This window comes from Exiguobacterium sp. SH3S1, assembly GCF_004337105.1.
GTDB classification, from domain to species: Bacteria; Bacillota; Bacilli; order Exiguobacteriales; family Exiguobacteriaceae; genus Exiguobacterium; species Exiguobacterium aurantiacum_A.
The window spans coordinates 123,310-142,101 of sequence record NZ_SJUW01000004.1 but is presented as its reverse complement, the minus strand read 5'-3'; the positions used below and the strand labels follow the sequence as shown (position 1 = coordinate 142,101).

The 18,792-nt window shown below is 51.3% G+C and carries 14 protein-coding genes and 1 other annotated feature; of the genes, 7 read left to right on the top strand and 7 right to left on the bottom strand.

Going from position 1 to position 18,792, the window contains the following annotated elements; all coding sequences use genetic code 11:
* Positions 1 to 11: 11 nt before the first annotated feature.
* The gene (locus tag EVJ26_RS06340; RefSeq protein ID WP_131456455.1) at positions 12 to 746 is read left to right on the top strand and encodes an FAD-dependent oxidoreductase; all 735 of its coding nucleotides are present in this window, start codon (positions 12 to 14) and stop codon (positions 744 to 746) included.
* Positions 747 to 846: 100 nt separating this feature from the next.
* Here the strand turns inward: EVJ26_RS06340 and EVJ26_RS06335 are convergent, their stop codons facing one another.
* The 5 genes from EVJ26_RS06335 to trpE all read right to left on the bottom strand — a co-directional run bounded on the left by EVJ26_RS06335 (position 847) and on the right by trpE (position 4,896).
* Positions 847 to 1,287 carry a small multi-drug export protein gene (locus tag EVJ26_RS06335; protein WP_070328512.1) on the bottom strand — a complete coding sequence of 147 codons (441 nt, stop codon included), beginning with the start codon at positions 1,285 to 1,287 and terminating at the stop codon, positions 847 to 849.
* An 18-nt stretch (positions 1,288 to 1,305) separates the two neighbouring features.
* Entirely contained in the window at positions 1,306 to 1,554 is a 249-nt protein-coding gene (locus EVJ26_RS06330) for a hypothetical protein (protein WP_131470095.1), read from the bottom strand.
* A gap of 104 nt (positions 1,555 to 1,658) precedes the next feature.
* Complete coding sequence (locus tag EVJ26_RS06325; RefSeq protein ID WP_236635517.1) at positions 1,659 to 2,702, bottom strand: Fic family protein; 1,044 nt, start codon at positions 2,700 to 2,702, stop codon at positions 1,659 to 1,661.
* Between the two features lie 287 nt (positions 2,703 to 2,989).
* Positions 2,990 to 3,568: an anthranilate synthase component II gene (locus EVJ26_RS06320; protein ID WP_131470093.1), complete on the bottom strand. Its 579-nt coding sequence runs from the start codon at positions 3,566 to 3,568 to the stop codon at positions 2,990 to 2,992.
* Positions 3,565 to 4,896 (bottom strand): anthranilate synthase component I, encoded by a 1,332-nt coding sequence (gene trpE, locus EVJ26_RS06315; protein WP_131456463.1) that lies wholly within the window; start codon positions 4,894 to 4,896, stop codon positions 3,565 to 3,567. Before trpE ends, EVJ26_RS06320 begins: the two co-directional genes overlap by 4 nt.
* A 53-nt stretch (positions 4,897 to 4,949) precedes the next feature.
* Positions 4,950 to 5,171: a binding site (T-box leader), on the bottom strand.
* Between the two features lie 273 nt (positions 5,172 to 5,444).
* On the opposite strand from trpE, the gene EVJ26_RS06310 reads away from it, so the two are divergent.
* The 4 genes from EVJ26_RS06310 (at position 5,445) to EVJ26_RS06295 (ending at position 13,517) form a co-directional block, all read left to right on the top strand.
* On the top strand, positions 5,445 to 5,819 hold the full coding sequence (locus tag EVJ26_RS06310) for a nuclear transport factor 2 family protein (protein WP_131456465.1): 375 nt from the start codon (positions 5,445 to 5,447) through the stop codon (positions 5,817 to 5,819).
* 147 nt (positions 5,820 to 5,966) lie between these two features.
* A complete protein-coding gene (locus EVJ26_RS06305; protein WP_131470092.1) occupies positions 5,967 to 7,289 on the top strand; it encodes an Ig-like domain-containing protein in 1,323 nt (440 codons plus the stop codon).
* Between the two features lie 642 nt (positions 7,290 to 7,931).
* Positions 7,932 to 10,721: a hypothetical protein gene (locus tag EVJ26_RS06300; RefSeq protein ID WP_131470091.1), complete on the top strand. Its 2,790-nt coding sequence runs from the start codon at positions 7,932 to 7,934 to the stop codon at positions 10,719 to 10,721.
* Positions 10,722 to 10,919: 198 nt separating this feature from the next.
* Positions 10,920 to 13,517, top strand: coding sequence for a hypothetical protein (locus tag EVJ26_RS06295; RefSeq protein WP_131470090.1), 2,598 nt, complete (start codon positions 10,920 to 10,922; stop codon positions 13,515 to 13,517).
* A gap of 86 nt (positions 13,518 to 13,603) precedes the next feature.
* Here the strand turns inward: EVJ26_RS06295 and EVJ26_RS06290 are convergent, their stop codons facing one another.
* Entirely contained in the window at positions 13,604 to 13,879 is a 276-nt protein-coding gene (locus EVJ26_RS06290) for a hypothetical protein (protein ID WP_070328525.1), read from the bottom strand.
* A 179-nt stretch (positions 13,880 to 14,058) separates the two neighbouring features.
* Positions 14,059 to 14,238: a hypothetical protein gene (locus EVJ26_RS06285; RefSeq protein WP_131470089.1), complete on the bottom strand. Its 180-nt coding sequence runs from the start codon at positions 14,236 to 14,238 to the stop codon at positions 14,059 to 14,061.
* A gap of 130 nt (positions 14,239 to 14,368) precedes the next feature.
* On the opposite strand from EVJ26_RS06285, the gene EVJ26_RS06280 reads away from it, so the two are divergent.
* Both EVJ26_RS06280 and EVJ26_RS06275 read left to right on the top strand, forming a co-directional pair.
* Entirely contained in the window at positions 14,369 to 16,495 is a 2,127-nt protein-coding gene (locus tag EVJ26_RS06280) for a heparinase II/III family protein (protein WP_161567608.1), read from the top strand.
* 231 nt (positions 16,496 to 16,726) lie between these two features.
* Entirely contained in the window at positions 16,727 to 18,787 is a 2,061-nt protein-coding gene (locus EVJ26_RS06275) for a bifunctional metallophosphatase/5'-nucleotidase (protein ID WP_236635516.1), read from the top strand.
* Positions 18,788 to 18,792 lie beyond the last annotated feature (5 nt).

The following is an 18,792-nucleotide window of genomic DNA, read 5'->3' as shown; positions in this document are numbered from 1 at the left end:
GAGTGACGACGATGCAAATTTACTGGACGCCAATCCTGAAAATCGTGAACGAAGCGCCGGATACATACACGTTCCAACTCGAGCTGCCCGACGGATTCACGTGGGACGAGGGGGCGCATACCCACTTCGCTTTAGAAGGGTTCAACAAAGAAGACAGACCGAACCGGAGCTTGATTCGCCACATGTCGATCTCGACGTTGCCGCGTGAAGGCGCGATCGGTATCACGACACGGATCAAGCGAGAGTGCTCCGAGTTCAAGTCGATCTTGCGTGATATGAAGATTGGCGAACAAGTCGCCATCTTCAAGACACATTCGAACGTCCCGCTCCAGCGTGACGGGAAGAACGTCTACCTGCTGTCGGCTGGCGTCGGGCTCGCGACGTTCCGCCCGATCGTACTCGAATACTTACAGAATGGGGCAGGTATCCCGCATCTCCATTCGTTGAACGTCGACACGTCAGCGAACTATCTATTCAACGACGTATTTACGTCATCAAACAGCTTCACGGCAGAGTTTGTCGCCAATCGTTCAGATTATTACGCGGCGGTCGAGATGCTCGCGACCGATCAGGATGGTTTGTATTACATCGTTGGGAGCGACGACTTCTTGCGGGAGACGATCGCGACACTACGTGAGCGAGGCATCGCACGCGATCAAATTATGCTCGACAAGCATGACTTTCAGTTGGATGAGTTTTTAGCAGAAAGAGACAAAAACACGATCTCTTCTTCAGGCAAAGGATAACGATTGAGCAATCTCGTGCAATCAAAAAAAGGGTGCCGATTCATTCGAAAACAGAATGAGTCAGCACTCTTTTTCATTTGCTATGGACGTCAGGCATGCCTCAGATTGTGAACTCGATCCCTTTTGAGGTGAGCCAAGCTATTAACACGCCATACCCGAATATACTGATGGCTGAATAGATGAGAAGTGTAGAGCGCCTCATCCCAATCGAATGACCAATCACGCCAACTACCCATGATCCTAATAGAGGCGTGACGAGGATGATGGACCAACTGCCATGTTCGCGCATTAAATGACTAAAACGGTGTTTCTCTAGGCGGTCTAACCAGCCACTAAGACGTTTGAATCGATGAAGCCAATCGTAAAAATAAGCGAGCAGAGGAACCGGCAAGAAGTTACCAAGCCCGGCCCAAAGGACGGCAGAGACGCCGTCGAGACCTAGTAACATCGTACTCGGGATGGCTAAATAGATTTCGAACATAGGGAAGAACCCCATAAACCATGCGGTTGCAGACAGACTGATGTATTCAAATAGATTCATTTTGATTCTCCTTTATGTTCAATCGTTTGACCACTTGTCTTCACGGTGAATGCCTAAATTCAAATTATTGAATACTTCAATTGAGCCTTTGACATCAGTCCATTCTTCTAATAAATAATCATAGAATCGTCCTTCGTCTCGAATCAATTTCTTTGAGTTGGGCGGGACATCCTCGAGAAAGAGCTCCATCTGATGTTCATTTTTCACGTGTACATAATAGTGTAAATCACCGATGAATCTTGGGTCTTCAATCACTTCGATTTTCATCAGTCCGCGTTCCTCGGCATTCGAGAGTCGCATCACAAAGAGCCAACAATACATACATTCTTTTCACTTTGACGGTCTTTACTAAAAAACATGTCTCGGAAGAATTATTGCTTAATCCATTTCGCACTCCGGCCGAGTCCAGACGGAGCGATTTCCCTTTCATCCCGCAATTCCCGAAGGACACGGTTGATGGTCGCCTCACTAATGTCGGGGCAGGCGCTTCGGATATCCGACTTGGTAAACGGTACGATTCTCCCTTCTACGAATCGTCTGATCCGACTACTCTTACTTTGACTTCCTGACGTGACGAGTCCTACACGATCTTCTAGCTCTTTATATGCGGCAAGAATCACGCTCAACAGATAATGAATCCATGGAAAAGGGTCTTGTTGATTCTCATGCCAATCGATTGAGGACAATCGTAGGGATTCATAGTAATCTTCTTTTCGTTCCTCGACAATCTTCTCGAGACTAATATAGCGACCGACCTCGAAGCCGAATTGATAGAGCATCAACAAGGTTAAAAGACGGGCGATTCGTCCGTTCCCGTCATTGAACGGATGGATGGATAAAAAGTCGAGGATGAACATACTCGTCAAGATGAGCGAATCGACGTCTTCATTTTGCCGACGTTCTTTTACACTGTCACATAAGGCCTGGACAGCCGCTGGGGTCTCAAAGACTGGGACTGGTACGAAACGCGTCCGGCGCGTGCCATCAGGGAAGGTCTCACTGATTTCATTATCGACATTCTTCCATCTCCCGCCCTCAATCGGAACAAACTTGTAGAGCTCTTTATGGAGCTGAAGCAATATGTTCGGGTTGATTGGGATGTCCTGAGCTGAGGCATGAATCAAGTTCAATACATCCCGGTATCCGGCAATTTCAGCTTCCGAGCGGTCGGCCGGGTCAGAGGTCTTCGACATGATGGTGTGTAGGCGGCTCTCGGTCACGACGATTCCCTCGATTGCATTGGAAGCCTTGGTCGATTGGATGACAGCCACGTCACGCAAGGTGTTCAGAATTTGAGGCGCCTGTTGTTTATACAGGTCTTGTTTGCCTTTGTATTCATTGATGTGGCCGATCAATCGTACGGTCTCCATCGGCAAGGAGAGATTTCTTAAATACTGATAATCGTAATTTCGCATAAGAATCACCCTCATTCATTATCAAAATTGATTAAACATATTCATTTCATCAATTTTTGACTATGTTTAGCTATAATATAACCTATTTATGATGAGTTTAAAATATTAAACATACTCATTCTCTTAATGTATGACTATGTTTAGGGATAGATGAGTTATATTTCAAATTATGAACGTGAGTGACATGAAAAAGCGCATCTCCGATTTCAACGAAGACGCGCTTGGTTCATATGATTCATCGTATGTGTAGCATCAGACTTCTTCATCATTGTACGGAAGTTCGACACTCAGACCGAGGACACGTTCCTCGGTCTTTTTGTGTGACAAATCGCGACGAACCGTTCGAACAGGTCCCGTCCGTCGGGTGTCCCGATCGACTCGGGGTGGAACTGGACGCCGTACGTCGGATGTTCGGGATGCTCGAGCGCCATGATGACACCGTCCGCAGTCGTTGCCGTCACGGCGAGTTCCGTCGCTTGGACGACGAGCGAGTGATAGCGCATGACGTCCATCGGCTCGTCGTCAAACAAGGCACCAGGTGTCGTCTCGATCACGGACGTCTTGCCGTGCATGACCTCCCGGGCCCGTCCGACTGTGCCGCCGAACGCCTCGGCAATGACTTGATGACCGAGACAGACGCCGAGAATTGGGATCTGTCCCGACAGCTGCCGGACGACGTCGAGGGAGACACCGGCGTCACGCGGACCCCCTGGACCAGGTGAAATGATGATGCCAGACGGGTTAAGGGCGCGAATTTCATCGACCGTCAGCTCGTCATTCCGGACGACCGAGACATCGCTGAACCGAGCGACGTCTTGATAGACGTTATACGTGAACGAGTCATAGTTATCGATCAGTAAAATCATGCGAACACCTCCAGTAACGATTTGGCTTTATGCAGCGTCTCTTCATATTCCGATACCGGATCCGAGTCAAAGACAATGCCGGCCCCGGCTTGGACGTACGCCGTATCGTTTTGGACGACCATCGTCCGGATGGCGAGGGCGAAGTCGAAGCCGCCCCGGACGTCGAGATAGCCGACGGCCCCGGCGTATACTTCACGTTTCACCGTCTCTAGCTCATCGATCAGCTGCATCGCCCGAATCTTCGGTGCCCCGGAGACGGTGCCGGCCGGGAGACAGGCCCGAAGTGCGTCGATCGGGTTCAAGTCGTCACGCAGTTCGCCTTCGACTTCGGAGACGAGATGCATGACGTTTTTGAAACGCTCGACTTCCATCTGTTTCGGGATCGTGACGGTGCCGACTTTGGCGACGCGGCCGATGTCGTTCCGGCCAAGGTCAAGCAGCATCCGATGTTCGGCCAGCTCTTTCTCGTCTTCAATCAAGTCGGCGGCGTGGCGCATGTCTTCTTCGACGGTCTTGCCGCGCGGGCGCGTACCGGCGATCGGGTTCGTCGAGACGCGGTTCCCTTCGACACGGACGAGACTCTCAGGCGACGCCCCGAGGACGATCGCTTCGCCGAGGTCGATGTAGAATAAGTACGGGCTCGGATTAAGTTTTCGCAGCGTCCGGTAGAAGTGGAACGGGTCACCGGTGAACGTCGCGTCAATCCGTTGCGACAACACGAGTTGGAACACCTCGCCGGCAAGGATTGCTTCTTTCGCTTTCAAGACACGCTCGATAAATGCGTCCTTGTCGGTCAAGATCCGTTCGCTCGTTCGGACGACCGGCGCGAGTTCATGCGTCTTCGCCGTCTCGAGCTCGATTTTCAACTGTTCGAGCCGGGCCGCTCCGTCGCTGTCGCCGGTGTCAATCAAGATGACACGCTCCTCGAGATGGTCGTATAAGACGACCGTCTCATAGCGCTGGAACAACGCGTCCGGCAAGTCGCGCGTCTCGGTCGGCGTGTTCGGGATCGGCTCATACGTCCGCAGCAGGTCGTAGCCGATATACCCGACGGCGCCGCCGATGAACGGGTAGGGCGCGTCTTCCGTGTCGCGTTCGATCAATGTGGATAAGACGGCGAGCGGGTCGTCCGCCTGGGTCGTGCCCGTTGCATCGGTCACGGTGTTGCCGTCGACACGGATCGTCTCGACCGGATTTGCCGCGATGATCGAGTAACGTCCGTGTTTGCCTTCAGCCCGGCTCTCGAGCAGTATTTTTCGTTCTCCTTGCAACCGGTGGAAGATGGCCACCGGGGTCAGTTCGTCGCCGTTGATGATCAGTTGTTCCATGTAATCTCCTCCTCCAAATAAAAAAGTCCCCCGCCCGACATGTCTAAATAGACATGAAGGACGGGAGACCCGTGGTGCCACCTTCGTTGGGGGAGTTCCCCCACTCATCGCGAACGATCATTCGCTGTCCTCGGTAACGGGAGGACCCGTCAGAGCCTACGTATCGGTCTGAACGCTCAAAAGCCCATTCACGCGAGACACGTCACCGGTTCGCATCGACCACCGGCTTTCTGGAGACGTTCCTTCGCGCTACTCTTCTTTCTCATCGCGAGTTCGTATAATGTTATCGTTACTTTAACGGGATGAAGTGAGATTGTCAAGGTCTATCCGAGAGTTGCTGATCCGTCTGCTGTTTCCCGATGAATGTATAGGCAATCGAGAACGAGATGACGGGGAAAATTAAATTCCAAGAACTTAAGCTGATCATGCTCCATTCATAATGAACCGTCACCGGGGCGCGCTGATGGACGCGATCGAGGACAGATGCAATCGGCTCGGTCGAATGAACGAAATTGTGCTATGATGTACGGTGAAAGGAAGGTACAGCTATGGAAACACTCAACATGAAACAACTTTCTGACGACCGGTCCGCGTCTCAAACGGCGGGCGACCTTGACGCGATGCGGGGCATCATGCACGATGAATTCCGCTATGTCGACTCGAGCGGGCGTCAGTTCGATAAAGAGACATTTTTAGATCAGTTCGTCGATCCGGCCGCCATTCAATGGATCGCCCAAGAGACGGTGACGTTCGACGAGACGATCAAAGGTGAGCTCGCCGTCGTGCAACTGTTGCTCGAGGAGCGGTTCATCCTTGGGACGAACGCTTACGAGGGCCGATTCTGGGCACTGCACTTGTACGTGAAAGACCAGGATACGTGGCTCTGGCAAGGCGGACAAGCGACGATGATTCACGAGACGTGATCAGGCATCTCCAGCGATGGAGATGTTTTTTGTGTGCTGAAGAGAAATGTGCACCTAAAATAGAAAATTATGTACCTATTTTTAAAAAAATCCATTAAAATAAAGCTGTTGTCTAATTCGATACATTATTTAGGAGGAATTCATAAAATGAAACAACCGAAATACTTAGCGCTTTTCCTCGCCGGGACACTCGTCATCGGTGGCTTTACACCGACGTTCGTCGCGGCTGAAGGAGACACGACGACTGTCGCCGACGTGACGGCACCTGCTGCGCCGGTCGTAGCGGCACCGTTCCATACGTCGACGTCGCTCACGATTCAAGGGGAGATCGGTGCAAAAGCTGAAATCCTTGTCGCTGGGAAAACATACGAGCGCGTCATCCGTACGAACGGTGAAGCCGTGTTCACGATGTCCCCACAACCAGTCGGCCGCGTCATCGATGTCCGTTTAGTCGATGCGAGCGGGAATGCAAGCGCCGTGACACGCGTCATCGTCGCGGAAGACCCGGCGGCACGTCCGGCGGCACCGGTCATCAATCCAGTCGATAACTCGGCTCGTGCGATCGAAGTGAAAGGTACACCAGGACTCGCCGTCACTGTGACGGTCGGGGGCAGCACGTTCAACGGCTCGTTCGACGCGAACGGGAACTACCGCCGTGTCATCGCGCTTCAAAAAGTCGGTACCGTCTTGACGGCGCAGGCGAAGACGGCGAACGGTGCGATCAGCGAACTCGTCAAATCGACGGTCGTAGCGGATAAGGTCGCACCGAGCAAGGCGCGCCTCACGCAAGCGGTCACGACGCTTTCGAACGGGATTGCCGGAACGGCAGAGCCGCTCGCGACGGTCATCGTGACGATCGACGGGAAAGCGTACACGGCCCCGGTCATGTCGACAGGGAAGTTCGTTCTCCCGATCCCGAAACAACCGCTCGGCAAGAAGATGTCGCTCGTCGTCCGTGACGGTGCCGGCAACCGTAGCGCATCAGAGACGCTCACGGTCCAACACGCACTCTTCAACAACTTCCACCGTGTCAGTGACGAAGAGGGAAATCGTATCGTCGTTCATAAGGAAGTGTTCGCGGCGGATGGTTCGACTCGTTACAACGAGACGTTCGCACCGTTCTTCTTCGAACGCCCGACGAAAGCGAGCATGGGCTTCCTCTTGCAGTACTATGCGGAAGACGGTGAGCCGCTCGAATTCGAGAAGCTCCGTATCCGTGTCGGTTCGGCATCGTACGTCCATACGATCGATCCGTTCGATGTCGACTATATAGAGTACGACGATGGAACGGTCGACGAGACGTATTGGTTCATTCCGGATGCGAAGATGATTGCGTTCATTAAGCAACACGTCCGTCCAGAGAACCGGATCGTCATCACCATCGAAGGCTACGAGTATGAATTCGAATGGGCGCTCCTCGGGGGCGAGAAACGGGCCTTCATTCAATCGCTCCAATACGCGGGTTACTAATATAGAAGAAAGACGTTTTTCATAAGCTACGGACCAAACCGGTTCGTAGCTTTTTTTGTGTATAATTTGCAATCGGACTAGTCAAAATGCATTCCCTGAATTTCAAACTAGTCTTATTGAATCAGTTTTAAAAGTTTGGTCAATGTAAAAATAAGGGTTAATTTATTCCTTATTTTGATACAATCTAAAATTAGACATGGTAATTATATGAGGAGGTAATAAAAGTAAAATAAAATACATTTAAAGGATTAATTTAATCGAAAGATGTCGAAATGGCGTTATATCGGCGTTTTTCGACGATTTTCGACATTTGTAAAAGAGGTAAAACCGATACTTAATTATCTTTAAAACTCCAAAATTCAAAATCATTCCCATTTTTGCGAAAAAAAACGCTTGTGCTGATTGGAAGCGTTATGTATATTATGGATGTAAGGTTTTCCAAGTTCATACTTGGTAAATTGTTCAAGATTCACATCTTGAAAAGTACCTATCAGTTTAAGTGAAGCTCAAGACCTAAAGGATCAGGTTGCATAAGTCGTTCGAACGAATGGCGTATACATATGGAATCGTTTAGTGGGGGGAGCGTAGCTTGCAAGCTGGTAGCGCAAAATCGCAACATACCAAAGGGAGGATTTACACAAGATGGCAAAGAAATCATTCAAGTTAGTCAAAGCGTCAGCAGCACTCGCTGTGACGGCAGCAGCTCTTACTCCGGTAATGGCAGCAGAAGCTTCAACTTCAACAGTAGAACTTAAAGCAGAGGTCGTACTCGGCGGCAAGTTCAAAGAAGCGCTCGCGCTTAACACGCCTAAAGGTGTAGAAATCAAATGGGGCAAACACCTCGTAACTGCAATCAACACATGGCAGACAATTAAAGGCCAAGGTTCTGATGGCAAGACTTACATCAAGAAACTTTATGCTCGTAACTACCCACTCTACGTTCTTGACCAAGACCTCGGTGAAGTCGAAGCTGGTTCTGAACTTGTGAAACCATCGATTCGCGTAATGTACCGCGACGGTAAAGTTTACACACAAGCTCCTGAGCGTTTCACAATGAGCTCAACTTACAACACGAAAGATGCAGGCGAGCAAAAAGTCCTCATCTCTTACAACCACAACGGTAACCGTATCACTTCGTTCTTGACTTACACAGTTGTCGCAAGCGAAGTTGCATTCTCAAACGTTGCTTCTTCAGTCGATCAAGCGAAAGAAGTTCTTTCTGTAACTGCTGACGTTGAAAACGCTAAAGAAGATACGAAGGCAGATGTTCTCATCTACCCATTCAAAGACGCTTCTAAAGCAATCCCAGTTGCTGCAACAATCAAGGATGGTAAGTTGACTGCTAAGACTCCAGCTCTTCCTGCAGGAACTCACTCATTCGTCATCAAGTCTGGTGAAGTAATGACTGAAGAAACTGCTTTCACAGTTGAAGCTACTGAATTCTCAGTGAAGCCAGTTAAAGTTGACCAACTTGAAGTGAAATTCAACAAAGAAGTTTCAGGCGTTGAAGCTGCTGACTTCAAACTCAACAACGGCCGCTACGTTACTAAAGTAACAGTTGACGCTGACGACAAGTCTAAATTGCTTCTCACACTCAACGCAGACTTGGTTGACCGTGGCGAGTACACGCTTTCAGTTAACAACTTCTCAGTTCCATCTGGCGAAGTGACAACTGCGATCGAAAAAGACTTCGAGTTCGAAGTTGCTGCTGCTGCTTCAATCACACTCACAAAAACAAACTTCCTTGATGGCGAAAACATCTACGACTTCCTCGTTGTCAAAGACAAAAACGGTGTTCTCTTGTCAAATAAAGAGTTAGAAGTTTCTTCAACTTCAACTGTTTTAAAATCAGATGGAAAATTTGTTTTCGATTCTGAACCTACTACTGGATCTGCAAACACATTCTTCGTTGAAGTTAAAGCAGTAGACGGTTCGAAAGTCTTGGCAACTACAGGCGCTGTGAAAGTAACTGTATCTAGTGCTCAAGAAATCGCAGCATTCGATGGCGTTCACATCTCTTCATACGATGGTGACACGAAAGCACCGGTAGTTGTAGCGGCTTACAAGGAAGCTAAGAAAGATGGCACACTTGATACGACAATCAAACTCTCTGAGAAGGACCAATTCTTGGATGTCTTCGTGAAAGACGTGTCTGGTAACATTCAAGTTCTTACGAAAGCAACATCAACGTACACGAACTTGACACCGGCAATCGCGACAGTATCTGAAGACGGTATCATCTCTGCTCACGCAACTGGAACGGCTAAAGTGAAAATTGTGAGCGGCGACTTCGAGCGTATCGTAGAATTCTCAGTTGTAGCTGACTCTAAAATTGCTGATGCAACACTTACAAAATCATCACTCAGCTTCGATTCTAAAGATGTATCTGGTAAAGTCGACTCTCCACAAACTGTAGAAGTCAAATTCCTTGATCAGTATAAAGAAGCATTCGGCGCAGTCATCGAAGCTGATGGAGACGTTAAATTTGGTACTTCTAAAGTTGGTACACTTGAAGTGAAATCGAGCAACACGAACGTGGCGTCAGTCAAACTCGACGATAACGGCAAAGTGTCGGTTAAAGAAGAGGGTCGCAACGGTTCTGCTACTGTGACGATCACGTTCAAAGACAACGCTGGTAAAGTGGTATTCACGAAGTCAGTCGCTGTTAAAGTATCTGAATTCGATGCAACAGTCGCTTCTTACGACCTCGTTCTTACATCAGAGAACACGTCACTTGATGCTGACGTAGATGTCGAACCAGCTGCGAATGATAATTTCGTATCATTCGAAGTCCGTGGACTTGACAAGTATGGCAACGTTATCACAACTGTCGACAACGCTAAAGTTGACTATGTTGTAACTTACTCTTCAGCTACAGATAAAGCTTTCTTCAATGAACTTGATGCGACCGGGGTACTTGAATTCAACACCGACGCTGCTGTGAAGTTCGCTTCTTCAGGTAAAGCAACGATCAAAGCACTCGTGAACGGTGTTCAAGTTGACACAAACTCAGTGGACTACACAAACACTGATTCTGTAGCGACGAAAGCACAAGTCAACACAGCGATGCGTACAATCGACGCTTCTGACTTTGCTACTAAGTTCAACAAGTCGTTGACAGTGGAAGACCTCCTCTTCGGTCAAATCAAAGACGACAAGTTCGCATTCGCTCCTGCTGTAACGGTCGTAGACCAGTTCGGTAAGACAATGGACTACAAAGATATCGCTATCCTCTCGAACGGAGTGGAAGTTAACATCGCACCAGTTGTCACAAACTTGGTTGGTCTTAAGTACGAAGGTGGGGAGCTCACACTTGTAGAAGGTCGCCTTTCAGGTACTGCTACAATCGTCGTACCACAAATTACAACTTCTGCTAAGAACGGGAACCTCCTTTCTTCACCAGTATCGTTCGACGTAAAAGTCGTTCAGTAATCGTTGACCCTCCCTTAGGGTTAAATAGAGCAAAGTCTTCGGACGGAGCCATCTTGTAAACCGGTAGTGCCTCGGCACTGCCGGTTTTTTCTGTATTTTTGCACAAAAAACTATTCCCCTTTTCTAAAAAAGCAATTATACTTTTTTTGTAATAAAAAATATCATTTCCCATAATTTTAAGAAAAGAGGAAAACATACGTGAATCGAATCATCTTTTTATTAGCTTTCTTTTTGATGGTAGGAGGACTCGCCTTGCCGAGCGCGAACGCTGCGACGGGCAGTGAGCCGCTCCCGCCCCATCAAATCATCCCGAACAGTCCTTACGTCTTATTGAACGACGGGAAGGCGCTGTATCACACGACGACAGGCGAGCGGATTCCGCTCACCCGAGACGTCACGTTCAACCGCTTCACCCAGGTTGACCAGTTTGCCAGCCCGGAAGGCGACTATCTCGTCTTCACCGAGCGCTGCACCGACTGTTCGTCGACGCTTTATGTCGTCGGTTTAGACGGGACGGTTCGTGTCAGCTCGTTCCCGGAAAACGATCGCCTCATCGGGGCCGATATCGGCAACGACCGTCTGTTCTGGTATCTCAATGACGGGAAAACCGTCGCGACGACGTTCGACCGCGAAGTCATTTGGGAGAAGAACCTCGGCACATCGAACGTGTCGCTGACAGCGGATGGGAAGACGGTCCTTGCGGCAGCGGACTACTTGGAACAAATCGAACACGTTTCTGCTGAGACGGGGGAGACGCGCCTCACCCGCACGCTTCCCAAACAAGGCGTCCTTGTCAAAAAGCCGTTAGCTTTCGAAAATATCACCATCTATACGGTGCACGCCCATCACCAAGCGCACTATATTTATAATGAAGTGACCGGGAACGTTACGTTGACGACACGGAACGAATCGTACACGAACTATGCGATGACGAATGGCGCGATTCATTGGTTCCATAACGGCGCGTACTCTGTGTACGATGTCGCGACAGCGGACGTCAAGACGTATCCGGTCGCGGTATCGATGAACGTATTCCCTGAACGAATCGTCTTCAGTGACGGAGAACGGATGGCGCTATCCGACTATCGTCAACTCCCGCAGAAACTCGAGCTGTTCGTCGACCGACAAGCGAACGAGCCAGGGGATGCGACGTTATACGTCAACCGGTCGTATCCGATTTTCTTGAAAGAGACGCGGATCGACGGCACGGAAGGAATGATCCCGCTCGATCGCCTGACGCCGACCTACACCGATTCCGGTATTTCTTCGCCGCTTCGGACGAACTATGCGACGTCAGTGTCTTACAACATGATGTATAAAGGGGTCAAGTTCTCGGGCACGTTCCATACGAAGCGTGAAGGGACCGTCACCGTCCAGCAGTATGGGATGGACGGCGAGGTGATCGGCGAATCGACTCCGCGCGCCTACATCACGATTGAAGCCATCTCGGGCGGGCAGCCGGTCACGTACACGGGCCGCGCCGATGCCGGCGGACGATTCCACATCCCGACGGACCGATTGGTGAAAGGCACCACTCTCGTTATCTCGTCGAGTGACAGTACGACCGTCGCCTATCAAAAACGCTTCACTGTGACGGACGGCATCCCGCTCGACATGAACATCACGGTCGTCGGCGACAATGCGGAGACGGGCGTCGCCTTCAAGACAGTCCCGCACGGAAAGATCAGCCTGTTCGTGAAAGAGCGTTACCATAGCTACTATGAGACGGTCCAAGCGGATGCAAACGGGAATTTCCGGGTGACGGACTCGGTCGACCCGCTCACGAAAGGCGTCCAGTTCTACTATCGTCCGTTTGGCGGTCCTGTGAGCAGCGAGAAAGTGCTGACGATTTTCGAACGGGCCGAACCTGAGTTCACGTTGCGTAAAACACCGGAGGCAGGGGACTTGTCAATCGGAGTCACGACGACGACGCGCCTCGTGACGACGAGCTACTACGTCAACGACGTGTTAATCGGGACCGGCGGAAGCCTGCTCCATCTCGAGAAGTCGCTTCAGCCAGGTGACGTCGTGCGCGTCGTCATGCGAGCCGGCGACCGGACGAAGACGATCGAGCACCAAGTCGCCGCGGTCGGTCCGACGATTTTAGAAGTGACGGACGTCGCAATGACGGCGACACATACGGTCGTCAGCGTCCGTCGTGACACGCGCGCTGTGCTCCAATTCTTCATCAACGGGAAGTTGACGACGGCGACACCGGTCTCATCGACACGCTTCACGGTGCCGGCAAAACCGGGCGACATCGTCCTCGTCCGCTTGACACGAGGCGGGCAAAAGCTCGACACACGCCTCGCCCTCCCGCAAGTGACGTTCAGCAACATTCGTCTCCACGATGAACAGAAGACGTGGGTCGGCATGGTGCTCCCGAACAGTCGCGTCACGTTGCAGAACGGGACGAAACAAGTCGCGAGCGGCAAGAGCTCATCGACGGGTCGTGTCGTCATGAGCTTGGCACCGCAACCGCTCAAGGCGAAGATCACGCTCGTCAGCACACGCGGTGTCTATCGCTTCGTCCAGACGGTGAACGTGAAGGCGGGTCTTACCCCGGTCATGAAGGTCGCCGCCCCGACGAGTACGATGCGCACGCTTACGGTGAACGCGAACGTCGACTACGGCACGATTACGGTCCGTCGCGGAACGACGCTGATCGCGACGAAGACGGTGACGTCGAAATCGACACCGGTCGCGATTGCGGCACAAAAGTCAGGCACGCGCCTGACCATCAAATTCACGACGCCGAAAGGGCGTACGCAGACGGTGTATGTGACCGTCCGCTAAACCGAAAAACGCCTGTCCGAATTGAAATCGGGCAGGCGTTTTCTTGTAAAGAAAAACGAGGCGCGTGAAGCACCTCGTTTGAAAAATTAATTGATGACCATGACAGACAGGCAAGACGTCGCCGCTTTGAGGCAGTCGCGCTGCGTGTCGTATTTGGCTTTGACGTTCGGGAACCATTTCCAAAGCGCTGCCGAGTCGAGTGAATCGATTTGTTGGAATGGCTCGGCCAGCTTCGCTTGCTTACTGACGCGCAGCGTGAACGAGAATTCAGATGTGGCTGACTGGTGCAAATCGATCTCCGCGAGCCGCTGTAAATTTCGTTTATATGTGAATCGCTCGGAACAAGGGAGAAAAGTTGTCATGACCGCACCTCTTTCTATCAGTTTCTTCCACATCAGTATACATTCATACCCATAATTTGTCGCTTCTTTTTTCGTTATTTAGGTCATGATTTTGCATTAATTGACGTCTGATCTTTTTTTGAATTCCAAATACAAGGAATTGAATAATTTTACGAAATTGCGTTTCGAAAGCATAGAAATTAAGGGGTTCGGACGAGTACATCTGTGTAGCCATACGCTTGAATTCGAATCGATTTTCCTTTGCTTGATATGTATCCGCCTGCCTGAAACATGTTGCCTACTGCGAGTGGGGCCATCCCATCTGTCTTGAACTGCTGAGCGTGTTGAAGCCATGCCTGTTCCGACGAGCGGATACGCAAACAGCCTCCTTTGTATGAAGGTAGAAACGAGTTGTTTGAAAACAAAAACCAAAAAACAGTTCCCTCTATTTTGAAAAAGTTTCCTTATGTACGTGTTATGATGGTAAAAAAAGAAAAAATGGGGTATTCGATGAAACATTTAATCAGAGGGACGCTTCTCACGACGGCGCTCGTCATGGCGGCGACGTCTGTCGGGGCCGAGGCCGGCGCGCGTCCCTTCTTCACAGAAGTCGCGAAAGACACGACCGTCTATCGGCTCATGCCGGATAAGTCGATGAAGCCGATCGCATTGCTCACGCCGAACAAGCGCTATGACGTCGTCGGCGTCTCGGGCGGGTACTATCAAGTCGAGGTCAATGGACGTCGTACATACGGATTGAAACGGGACATCCCGCTCAAGACGGCACTCCTCACGCAGGCGGTCGTCGCGGACAGTCAGTACGACCGTCTGCTCCACAACTATACGGCGCACTCGGTGAAGCGCGGAGTGCCATACTATTATGGTTTCTTGACCGAGGCGCAGGCGGTATCGCAAGCGGACTCGGCGCTCAAAGGCAGTTGGCGTCTCGGTGCAGCACCGGGTCGACAAGCCGTCCCGGACATCGCGACGTTCGATTGGGAACGTGACATTCGAGTCGGCGACTCGACGTCGTTCATGTTCCAGGCCCAGTACTGGATGGTCTTGAACCAAGTGACGATGGCGTACCATTACACGAAAGACGCCAAGTATTTGGCATACGGTAAACAGCTCGTCGAAGGGTGGGTCAAACAATATCCGACGGCGCAGTATAAGCGTTATCCGAACGCCTACCATCAGCAAGGGACGGCCATCCGGACGTTCCACTTGATCAACTTTTGGAATCAATTTAAAAAGTCGCGTCTGAATAACGACCCGGCGTTCAGCGCGCTCGTGTTGCGCACGGTCGAAGGACACGGTGACATCCTATCGACGCCGTCATTTTATCGTCCGCGCCATAATCACGGCATCTTCCAAGACATGGCGCTTACCGATATCGCCGAGACGTTCCCGGAACTCGAACGGTCATCGGAGTGGCGCGACCTCGCCGCGTTGCGTCTGACCGAGCAGCTCGACCACTCGTTGAGTCCGGACAACGTCCATCTCGAGCATTCGCCGGGCTATCAAGTGTACACGTATGAGATGCTGTACCGCTTCAATCGCTGGATCGAGGCGAACGCCTTCACGACGTCACCACGGCTCGAAGCCGTCCGACAGATGCCGGAGACGCTGACTCATCTCGTCAAGCCGAACCGGACGCTGCCGCTGTTTGGGGACACGACAGGCGAGCCGCGGACGATGTCGATGATATCGACGCTGCGCAATTATCCGCATCTCATGTATGCGGTAAGTGGCGGGAAGGAAGGGGAACGTCCGCTCGAACGGACGAAACAGCTCCATACCCAATACGCGATTCTACGTGAACATTGGGGTGAGAAGGAGCCGTTCGCTGATGCCATCTCCCTCATGATGACGGCCGGCTTCCATAATACGGCGCACAAGCATCAAGACGACTTGAGCATCGACTTGTACGGCTACGGCCGTGACTTCATCGTCGAGACGGGACGCTTCGGGTACACGACGCTTCCGCAGAGAAATGCAGCGGTGCACGTCAACGCCCATAACACGGTGAACACTGGCACCCGGCAATTGACGCTTCATCCGAGTACGATCGGTAAGAGCGGGATCGTATCGGTCGAGGAGACGGAAGGGTTACAACGAGCACTTGGATACAGCGAGTTGATTGGGCAGGATATGCACCATACGCGCAGTATCGCCCATGATCAAGCGGGCACGGTTATTGTCGCCGATACGATTCGGTCGGATTCGCGTGCCTCGTTCACCCAACGTTTCCACCTCGGTGTCGGGTTAGAACCAGTCGCGGAACAAACTGGTGAGATGACGTTCCGCGACAAAGAGGGACGCACTCTCCAAGTCGTTCAGCTTCCGGTCGCGTCGTCTGGTGCCATGAAACGAGAGTCGAGCTTTATCGCCTACCGTGACTTCGAGTGGGTGCCGCGTCACCAAGTCGTCTCGACGAAAACGGGTGCAGGGACATCGTTCGTCACGTTGTTCCACATGTCGAAGTCGGGGACGAACGTTACGTTCTCGAACGTGGTTGAGAATGATGCGAGTTATGTTGTCACGTATTCTCTTTCGGACGGACGCTCGCGGACGATTGAGATGCCGAAGGGTGAAGGACCGGTGTTGGAGCTTGAGGAAGTTGAAATATCAGAATGAGCGAGAGGATGCCAATCGGTGTCCTTTTTTTCAAAATTCAAAAGAAATAACGAAATATTTACAGAAAAGTAATTGTGTTATTCTGTGAGATTGCGTATCTTTAAAAGTGAAGTCTGTACGCGTTTTGTAATCGCTTCCATTGGCTTGAGGTCAGACATCTGGCAGTGGCGACGAAATGGCGGTTATGACTTCGGTTCGGTCGACTTATACATAATAGAGGAGGAACAGTGCATGTTGAATTCGAAGACACGCAAGTTTTATCAAGGGATGCTCGCGGCGACGCTCACGGCATCGGTGATCGCCCCGGCGGTCGTGACAGAGGCAGCCCCGGCGAAAAAAACGTTCAAATTGAAGGCGGCTTTCGTTGAGAACGGGGATCTTGACGCAGCGCTCGATAAGACATACCAAGGCAACAAGATCTATTGGTACAAATCGACAGTCAACATGGACAAACTCGGTACATATCAAACGGTAAAAGGCTACATCAAGTGGAAGAACCAACACTTCGAGAAGAAAGTGCGCGTCATCAACTATCCGAAAGCGATCATCGCACCGAAGGGTGATTGGACGTTCAAGCACGGCGAGAAGTTGACTGGGCAATTGAACACGCTCCAAATCCAATTCGTCGACCGCGTTCTACGCCAACCGGTGAAGTGGACGAACTTATCGACTGACAAGATCGGTACATTCACGGCGACGGCATCATACACGCACAAAGGCCGCACGGTGACGCTCGACGTTCCTTACGAAGTAAAAGGTTTCGAACTCTCGTTCATGCATACGAACGACACGCACGCGTCGCTCGACTTTGCGGCGAACCGTGCTTCGGCAGTCAAAGAACTCCGTGCCGCTAACCCGAACCGCCTCTTAGTTGACGCGGGTGACGTCTTCTCTGGCTCGCTCTACTTCAACGAATTCAAAGGACAAGTCGATCTCAAGCTCATGAACTATATGAAGTACGACATGATGGTACCGGGTAACCACGAGTTCGACCTCGGCACAGAGCAAGGCCATAAAGAGTTGGCACAATTCGTCCGTTACGCGAACTTCCCGTTCGTCAGCTCGAACGTCGACTACTCGAACGATCAATACGTGAAGTCGCTCTTCCGTGATGAGATCGCGATGAAGCCTTACAACGGTCGCTTGTATGAAGGGATCATCCAAGAAGTCGACGGTAAGAAAGTCGGATTCTTCGGTTTGACGACGGAAGACACGGCGAACATCGCGAGCCCAGGACCGATTCAATTCCAAAACTATATCGACGAAGCGAAAAAAGCCGTCAAAGCGTTCGAAGACATGGGCGTCGACCAAATCGTCGCCGTCTCGCACCTCGGTTACGACGACAACCCGGCAATCGACAACGACCTCGAACTCGTGAAAAACGTCGACGGCATCGATGTCATCATCGGCGGTCACTCACACTCACGTCTTGACGCACCGGTCGTCATCACAGAAGGTGGTAACTCGACCGTCGTCGTCCAAGCGTATCAATACGGTGACTTCCTCGGGACGCTCGACCTCGTCTTCGATAAAGACGGAAAAGTCGTCTCACAAGCCGGTAAGCTCATCGATGTGAAGACGTATGCACCAGACCCAGGCGCAGCCCGACTCCTCGCACCGTTCGCGGCTGAAATCGACGGCATCAAGAACGCTGAAATCGGCGCGACAGCGACTGCCGAGTTTGAAAACTTGCGTGACGCAGGTGACGTGACGAAGCCGAGCGTTCGTAAAAATGAGACGGCTCTCGGTAACTTGATCACGGACGGCATGCTCGAACGTGCGAAACAAGCCGACCCACAAGTCGTCGCGGCGATTCAAAACGCGGGCGGTATCCGTGCTAAAATCGATGCGGGTTCGATCACGACAGGCGAAGTGCTCACGACGCTTCCGTTCGGGAACACACTCGCGGTCATGACGCTTCAAGGCAGTGAGTTGCTCGCGGCACTTGAACGTAGTGTCAGCGTCTATCCGATCGAGAGCGGCGGCTTCCTCCACATGTCTGGCATGAAGCTTGAGTTCGATAGCTCGAAACCGGCGAACAGCCGTGTCGTCAAGGCGCAAGTGCTCCAAGGCGAGACGTATGTCGACATCGACCCGGCAGCGACTTACAAGATTGCCACAAACTTCTTCGCAGCGAAGGGTGGCGACAACTACCTCGAGTTCAAGAAGGCTTATGAAGAAGGACGCGTCAACGACCTCGGTCTCATCGACTGGGAGATCATGCGTGACTATCTCGTGAAGCAAGGCGAAGTCACACCAACTGTTGAAGACCGTATCAAAGACGTCAAATAATGATT

Bases quoted from the DNA above. Each gene is read 5' to 3' on its own strand.
- EVJ26_RS06310 (WP_131456465.1), top strand. From the start codon at position 5,445: ATGGAAACACTCAACATGAAACAACTTTCTGACGACCGGTCCGCGTCT.
- EVJ26_RS06280 (WP_161567608.1), top strand. From the start codon at position 14,369: ATGAAACATTTAATCAGAGGGACGCTTCTCACGACGGCGCTCGTCATG.
- EVJ26_RS06340 (WP_131456455.1), top strand. From the start codon at position 12: ATGCAAATTTACTGGACGCCAATCCTGAAAATCGTGAACGAAGCGCCG.
- EVJ26_RS06330 (WP_131470095.1), bottom strand. From the start codon at position 1,554: ATGAAAATCGAAGTGATTGAAGACCCAAGATTCATCGGTGATTTACAC.
- EVJ26_RS06305 (WP_131470092.1), top strand. From the start codon at position 5,967: ATGAAACAACCGAAATACTTAGCGCTTTTCCTCGCCGGGACACTCGTC.
- EVJ26_RS06300 (WP_131470091.1), top strand. From the start codon at position 7,932: ATGGCAAAGAAATCATTCAAGTTAGTCAAAGCGTCAGCAGCACTCGCT.
- EVJ26_RS06275 (WP_236635516.1), top strand. From the start codon at position 16,727: ATGTTGAATTCGAAGACACGCAAGTTTTATCAAGGGATGCTCGCGGCG.
- EVJ26_RS06320 (WP_131470093.1), bottom strand. From the start codon at position 3,568: ATGATTTTACTGATCGATAACTATGACTCGTTCACGTATAACGTCTAT.
- EVJ26_RS06325 (WP_236635517.1), bottom strand. From the start codon at position 2,702: ATGCGAAATTACGATTATCAGTATTTAAGAAATCTCTCCTTGCCGATG.
- trpE (WP_131456463.1), bottom strand. From the start codon at position 4,896: ATGGAACAACTGATCATCAACGGCGACGAACTGACCCCGGTGGCCATC.
- EVJ26_RS06335 (WP_070328512.1), bottom strand. From the start codon at position 1,287: ATGAATCTATTTGAATACATCAGTCTGTCTGCAACCGCATGGTTTATG.
- EVJ26_RS06290 (WP_070328525.1), bottom strand. From the start codon at position 13,879: ATGACAACTTTTCTCCCTTGTTCCGAGCGATTCACATATAAACGAAAT.